At 69.5% G+C, this 6138-nt stretch carries 5 protein-coding genes; 2 read left to right on the top strand and 3 right to left on the bottom strand.

The features are described from left to right. Positions 1-992: ATP-binding protein (locus RTO53_RS17440; protein WP_312238984.1), on the top strand; the 992-nt coding region annotated here is incomplete at its 5' end. Here the strand turns inward: RTO53_RS17440 and RTO53_RS17435 are convergent. The 3 genes from RTO53_RS17435 to RTO53_RS17425 form a co-directional block, all read right to left on the bottom strand. Beyond that, positions 970-2784: a DUF4105 domain-containing protein gene (locus RTO53_RS17435; protein ID WP_312238983.1), complete on the bottom strand. Its 1815-nt coding sequence runs from the start codon at positions 2782-2784 to the stop codon at positions 970-972. The genes RTO53_RS17440 and RTO53_RS17435 overlap by 23 nt on opposite strands. Continuing rightward, positions 2784-3080, bottom strand: a complete 297-nt coding sequence (locus RTO53_RS17430; protein WP_312238982.1) for a DUF2388 domain-containing protein — start codon at positions 3078-3080, stop codon at positions 2784-2786. Before RTO53_RS17430 ends, RTO53_RS17435 begins: the two co-directional genes overlap by 1 nt. Before the next feature lie 61 nt (positions 3081-3141). After that, the gene (locus tag RTO53_RS17425; RefSeq protein WP_312238981.1) at positions 3142-4530 is read right to left on the bottom strand and encodes an FAD-binding oxidoreductase; all 1389 of its coding nucleotides are present in this window, start codon (positions 4528-4530) and stop codon (positions 3142-3144) included. A 190-nt stretch (positions 4531-4720) separates the two neighbouring features. On the opposite strand from RTO53_RS17425, the gene serA reads away from it, so the two are divergent. Further along, positions 4721-5962 carry a phosphoglycerate dehydrogenase gene (serA, locus tag RTO53_RS17420; RefSeq protein ID WP_312238980.1) on the top strand — a complete coding sequence of 414 codons (1242 nt, stop codon included), beginning with the start codon at positions 4721-4723 and terminating at the stop codon, positions 5960-5962. Positions 5963-6138: the final 176 nt, after the last annotated feature.

The following is a 6138-nucleotide window of genomic DNA, read 5'->3' as shown; positions in this document are numbered from 1 at the left end:
TGATCCTCAGCTCGTACCTGCTGTATGCGGTGCTGCTGGACTTCTATCCCGATGCCGACGCGCCGGTCGACTGGGCGCCCACCGGCCCTGAACTGGTCTGGATGGCCGGGGTCACGCTGATCGGCCTGGCGTTGGCGGTGGCCGCGTCGGTACGACTGTCGCAGCGCATCCTCACCCCGCTCAACGCGGTGGTCGACAGCATCGGCAGACTCGCCGACGGCGACCTCGGCGCGCGCGCCACGGCCAGCGACCGTTCGCTGGGCGAGGTGGCACTGCTGGTGGACGACTTCAACGCGATGGCCAGGCGCCTGCAGAACCTGGCGGCCGACCGGGCGATGTGGCACGCGGCGATCGCCCATGAACTGCGCACCCCGGTCACCATCCTGCGCGGCCGCCTGCAGGGTCTGGCCGAAGGCGTATTCCAGCCCGATGAGGCGCAGTTCCGCAGCCTGCTGGCACAGGTGGAAGGCCTGTCGCGATTGATCGAAGACCTGCGCGTGCTCAGCCTGGCCGACAGCGCGCGGCTGGACGTGCGCCGCGCGCGCAGCGACGTGGTGCAGGAAGTGCACTCGGTGATGACCCTGGTCGATCCCGGCTTCCGCAGCGGCGGCTTCGTGCTGGAACTGGAAACCTCGCGCGAGGAGCACCCGGCCCATTGCGATCCCACCCGCGTGCGCCAGGCGCTGATGGCCCTGCTCGACAACGCGCGGCGCTACGCCACGCCGGGGCGGGTACGGATCGCGGTGCACGACACCGCCACCCACGTGCAGGTATCCGTGGATGATGAAGGCCCGGGCATCGACCCGGACGTCACCGCCCAGATATTCGATCCGTTCCTGCGTGGCGATGGCTCGCGCTCGCGGCAGCGCGGTGGCAGCGGCCTGGGCCTGGCAGTGGTCAAGGCCATCGCCGATGCCCATGGGGGCCGCGTGTCCTGCACCGCCAGCGCGCTGGGCGGCGCGCGGTTCGTCATCGAGCTGCCGCGGCAGTAGCGGCTTCGGCACGGGCCAGCGTGCGCATGCGCTGGCCGAGGCGCTCCAGGTTGTCGTCGATGACCGCCAGTTCCTGCTGCTGCGCCTGCGGCAGGCGCGCGCGCAACTGCTGCTGCAGCTGCTGCCAGGCCGGCACGCCGCGTTCGCTGATCCGTGCGGCGGCCGCCGCTGCAGCCGCGCGCTCGCTGCCCAGCGGTACGCCGTAGCCGCCCGGCACCAGCGCGGCGGGATTGACCAGTTGGCCGGTGTCGTGCAGCAGCGCCACCAGCGTATCGCGCGCGGCGTCCACGACGTCGGCCGGGTGGGCCAGGGTACGTTTGAGCTCGGCACGCGCGCGCAGTTCCCCGCGCTGACGCGCGGCCTGCTCCAGCAGCAGCAGCGCCGAGGTCGCACGCAAGCCGCCCTGCTCCACCCACGCTGCGCGCTGCGCCGCCGGCCGTTGCAGCCATGCATTGACGTTGGCGCTGCCCAGCGGCAGTTCGGCACGCGCGACGTCGAACAGCTGCTGGTAGTACTCCTCGGCCGAGGCGAAGTAATAGCCCTGGCGCAACGCCTCGCTGCGGTCGTCCAGCACCGCGCCATCGGCATGTCCCTGCCGCTCCAGTCGCGCCAGCAAACCACGCGGGGTGATCCGATTGAGCCCGGGCGTCGCCCAGCGCGGCACACCCTCCTGCAGCAACTTGCCGGTTTCCACCGCGCAGTTGTTGCTGACGAAGCGGTACTGGCCGTCGTAGCTCCACTGCACCTGCGCCACGCGTTCGAGCAGGCTGGCGATCTCCGTCGGCTGCAGCCGCAGCGGCACCGAGGAGAGCCCGCGCAGTTCCAGCTGGGTGTACTCGTTGATGACCTGATTGAGCGGCAGCACGAACAGGCGCGACGGATACGCGCCGGTCAGGCCGCGCCAGCTGGAGATCTGCACGTCGCCGACGAAGGCGCGGAAGGACAGCACCCGGTGGTAGGACAGGTCCATCCGACAGGCCGGTCCGGGTGGCCGCCCGGGCGCGCAGATCACCAGCCGCAGCATGCTGTGGCCCCAGCGACTCATCACCTGCTCATTGCCCTCGGCAAGCAGGTAATCCACCGCATAGACGCGCGCCGGCTCCAATGTCAGCAGCGTGGCGGCGCCGGTGTTTTCCTCGGCCTGCACCAACGGCAGCGCCGCATCGCAGGCGGGCGTGCCGGCTAGCGGCCCGATCTGTGCGGCGAACCACGCCGCCAGGGCCGGGCGACGGCAGGCGTAGCCGGGATCGAGCAGGAAGTACTCGGCATTGACCGCCAGGAACTCGGCCGGACTGCGCCGTTCGTAGGCATCCGGGCTGCGGTCGCTGAAGTGGTTGGCGGTGCGCCCCAGCTGCCAGGGGCGCTGCTGCCAGCCGCTGAGGTCGCGCCAGCGCGCGCTGCGTGACCAGCCGCCCGCTGCGCTGCGGTCCAGGATGTGGGTCAGCTCATGGATCAGCGCGGCCTGCACGGCACGCGGCAGTGGCTGCCCGTCCTGCACCGGATCCAGCAGGGAACGGCGCAGCGCGATCGCGCCGTTGCGCGCGCGGCCGTGCACGTGGTCCGGAAGTGTGTCGGTCCAGCGCACCGGCACCGGTGCATCGAAGCGCGTCTGCCAGCTCAGCGGGAGCCGTGCCTGCACCTGCGTCAGCACGCGGCGCGCGGCGGCCTGTTGCGCGGCATCCAGCCCCTGCGTCTGCAGATCAAACTGCAGCGCGGCCTGCGCCAGCGGCGCGGCCAGCAACGCCGCCAGGGCCGCCCAGCGCCAGCGGCGGGCCCGGCGGCGCGGTTGCATCAACGCGCCAGCAGGGTCTTCGCCAACGCCAGGTCGCTGGCATCGCGCTGGGCGACGTCGCGCTCACGCAGGTGCAGCAACGCCGCTTCCAGGCGCGCGCCACGGATCGCCCCGTCGCTGGCCACGAACGCGGCGGCGTCTTCGCGTGCATCGAGCACGATCTTGTCATCGCCCGAGCTGGACGAGCCGGCCGAGGAGGCGCCGGAGGCGGAGCCGGCCGAAGAACCGGCAAAACTGGAGGCCAGCGCCGACAACGGCAGGGCAAGCACGGCAACAAGCAGGATCGGACGCATCATCAGGGTGTCGTTCGCGGTGGAAAGCGCAGAGCGTATAGGTTGCGTGAAATCCTGTCGCGGCCTAGAGGTCGAACAGCTTGCCCGGATTCAGCAGCCCTTGTGGATCAAACGCACGTTTGACCGCCTTCATCAGCGCGATTTCCGGCAGGCTGCGGGTGCTGTCCAGGTAGCCCTTCTTGACCAGGCCGATGCCGTGCTCGGCCGAGATGCTGCCGTCGAAACGGGCCAATACCTGCGCCAGCAGCTTGGTGACGTGCTCGCACTGGGTCAGGAATTCGGCGTCGGGGGTGGCATCGGGCTTGAGCACGTTGATGTGCAGGTTGCCGTCGCCGATATGCCCGAACCAGACCACGTCGAACTGCGGGTAGGCCTCACCGATCAACGCCTGGGTTTCGGCCATGAACGCGGGCATCGCCGAGATCCGCACCGACACATCGTTCTTGTAGGGCTTGTAGCGCGCCACCGCCTCGGTGATGCCTTCGCGCAACCGCCACAGCTGCGCGGCCTGCGCATCGCTCGCGCTCACCACGCCATCGCTGACCCAGCCCTGTTCCATGCAGGCCTCGAAGGCCGCCATCGCCGCGGCTTCCTGCGCCTCGTCGCCGGCGGCGAACTCGGTGACCACGTAGAACGGGTGCACCTGCTCGAACGGCGCATGCGCACCATGCGCCAGCACGTGTTCCAGCGCGCGGTCGGTGAAGAATTCGAAGGCCTGCAGCTGCAGCCGTTCGCGGAACGCGGCGAACACCTGCATCAGCACCTCGAAGCTGGGCAGCGCCAGCAGCATCACGTTGCTGGCCGGCGGCGGATCGGTCAGCCGCAGGGTGGCCTCCACGATCACCCCGAGGGTGCCTTCGGAAGCGATCAGCAGCTGGCGGAAATCGTAGCCGCTGGAGTTCTTGATCAGGCCCTTGTTGAGTTCGAGCAGCTCGCCGCTCGCGGTGACCACCTTGAGCCCGGCGATCCACTCGCGGGTGTTGCCATAGCGGATCACGCGGATGCCGCCGGCATTGGTGGCGATGTTGCCGCCGATCGAGCATGAGCCGCGCGCGGCGAAATCCACCGGATAGATCAGCCCGTGTTCCAGCGCGGCGTTGTGCACCGCTTCCAGTGCCATGCCGGCCTGCACGGTCAGCGTGCGGTCCACGGCGTCAAAGGACAGCGGCTTGTTCATCCGCTCCAGGCTGAGCACCAGCTCGCCATGCGCGGCCACCGCGCCACCGGACAGGCCCGTGCGGCCGCCCGAGGGCACCACGGCCACGCGCTGTGCGGTGGCCCAGCGCAGGATCGCCTGCACCTCTTCGACACTGCCCGGCAGCGCGATCGCCAGCGGCGCCGGGGTCCAGCGCCGGGTCCAGTCACGGCCGTAGTGCTCAAGGTCGGCCGGATCGGTCTTGAGCCGCAGCCCAGGGCAGTCCTGCAACAGCGAAGAAAGGCGCGGATCGGTCATGGCATCAGGACAGGGCGATGGAATCCCCAAGCCTAGCAGACCACCGCGGCTGGCCCGGCTGTCTTCACCCGCGCCCGAGGTGGCAACGGATGCATCTGAAACCATCGTCGCGTCCATTGGCGCACTGCACAATCGGCGGTCCGTTCTGGCATAGTTGGGCGCTCCCGCCCTACACGCTGCGCCCTCGCCCATGTCGCCGAAGAAGACCTCGTTCCCGAAGCAGGATATCCGCGTACTGTTGCTGGAGGGGGTGAGCCAGACCGCGATCGACGTGTTCACCGCCGCCGGCTATTCGCAGATCGAACTGCACAGCAAGGCGCTGCCCGAAGACGAGCTGAAGGCGCGCATCGCCGAGGCGCACATCGTCGGCATCCGCTCGCGCACGCAGCTGAGCGCCGAGGTACTGGCCCACGCCAAGCGCCTGATGGCGGTGGGCTGCTTCTGCATCGGCACCAACCAGGTCGACCTGGACGCGGCCGAACTGGCCGGCATCCCGGTGTTCAACGCGCCCTACTCCAATACCCGCAGCGTGGCCGAGCTGGTCATCGCCGAGGCGATCATGCTGACCCGTGGCATTCCGCAGAAAAACGCCGAATGCCATCGCGGCGGCTGGTCCAAGTCCGCCACCGGCAGCCATGAGGTGCGCGGCAAGACGCTGGGCATCATCGGCTATGGCCACATCGGCACCCAGGTCGGGGTGATGGCCGAGGCCATGGGCATGCAGGTCATCTTCCACGATGTGGAAACCAAGCTGTCGCTGGGCAACGCCCGCGCGGCGATCGGCCTGGACGACCTGCTCGCGCGCGCGGACATCGTCACCGTGCACGTGCCGGAGACGCCGGCCACGCAGTGGATGATCGGCGCCGCCGAACTGGCGCGGATGCGCCCCGGCGCCCACCTGATCAACGCCGCGCGCGGCACCGTGGTGGACATCGACGCGCTGGATGCGGCGCTGCACAGCGGCCACATCGGCGGCGCGGCGCTGGACGTGTTTCCGATCGAGCCCAAGGGCAACGGCGATGCCTTCGTGTCGCCGCTGACCGCGCACGACAACGTGATCCTGACCCCGCACGTGGGCGGCAGCACGCTGGAAGCGCAGGACAACATCGGCATCGAAGTGGCGGCCAAGCTGGTCCGCTACAGCGACAACGGCAGCACCCTGTCGGCGGTCAATTTCCCCGAAGTCACCCTGCCCGAGCACGAAGACAGCCTGCGCCTGCTGCACATCCACCAGAACGTGCCCGGCGTGCTGTCGCGCGTCAACGAGATCTTCTCGCGGCATAACGTCAACATCGACGGCCAGTTCCTGCGCACCGACCCGAAGGTCGGCTACGTGGTCATCGACATCACCGCCAGCGAGGCCCAGGCCACCGCCGTGCGCGAAGAACTGGCCGCGATCCCGGGCACGCTGCGGACGCGCGTACTGTATTGATCAACAGCCGGGCATCCGGCTGCGGACGGTTGTGCCGCGCTGGCGCGCGGTTGCCGAGCATGGCTCGGCACTACCGATGCACACGAAGCCCCGGGTAGAGCCGAGCCATGCTCGGCTGCCGTCCGTCCCGTTCGCGCCAAGCCCCCCGGTAGAGCCGAGCCATGCTCGGCTGCCTT

The organism is Stenotrophomonas sp. (assembly GCF_031995405.1).
GTDB lineage: Bacteria > Pseudomonadota > Gammaproteobacteria > Xanthomonadales > Xanthomonadaceae > Stenotrophomonas.
The sequence above is the reverse complement of the archived record's forward strand: the minus strand, read 5'-3'. Positions and strand labels throughout refer to the sequence as shown.

Excerpts from the sequence above, each read along its gene's own strand:
- RTO53_RS17435 (WP_312238983.1), bottom strand. The coding sequence starts at position 2,784 with ATGCAACCGCGCCGCCGGGCCCGCCGCTGGCGCTGGGCGGCCCTGGCG.
- RTO53_RS17430 (WP_312238982.1), bottom strand. The coding sequence starts at position 3,080 with ATGATGCGTCCGATCCTGCTTGTTGCCGTGCTTGCCCTGCCGTTGTCG.
- RTO53_RS17425 (WP_312238981.1), bottom strand. The coding sequence starts at position 4,530 with ATGACCGATCCGCGCCTTTCTTCGCTGTTGCAGGACTGCCCTGGGCTG.
- serA (WP_312238980.1), top strand. The coding sequence starts at position 4,721 with ATGTCGCCGAAGAAGACCTCGTTCCCGAAGCAGGATATCCGCGTACTG.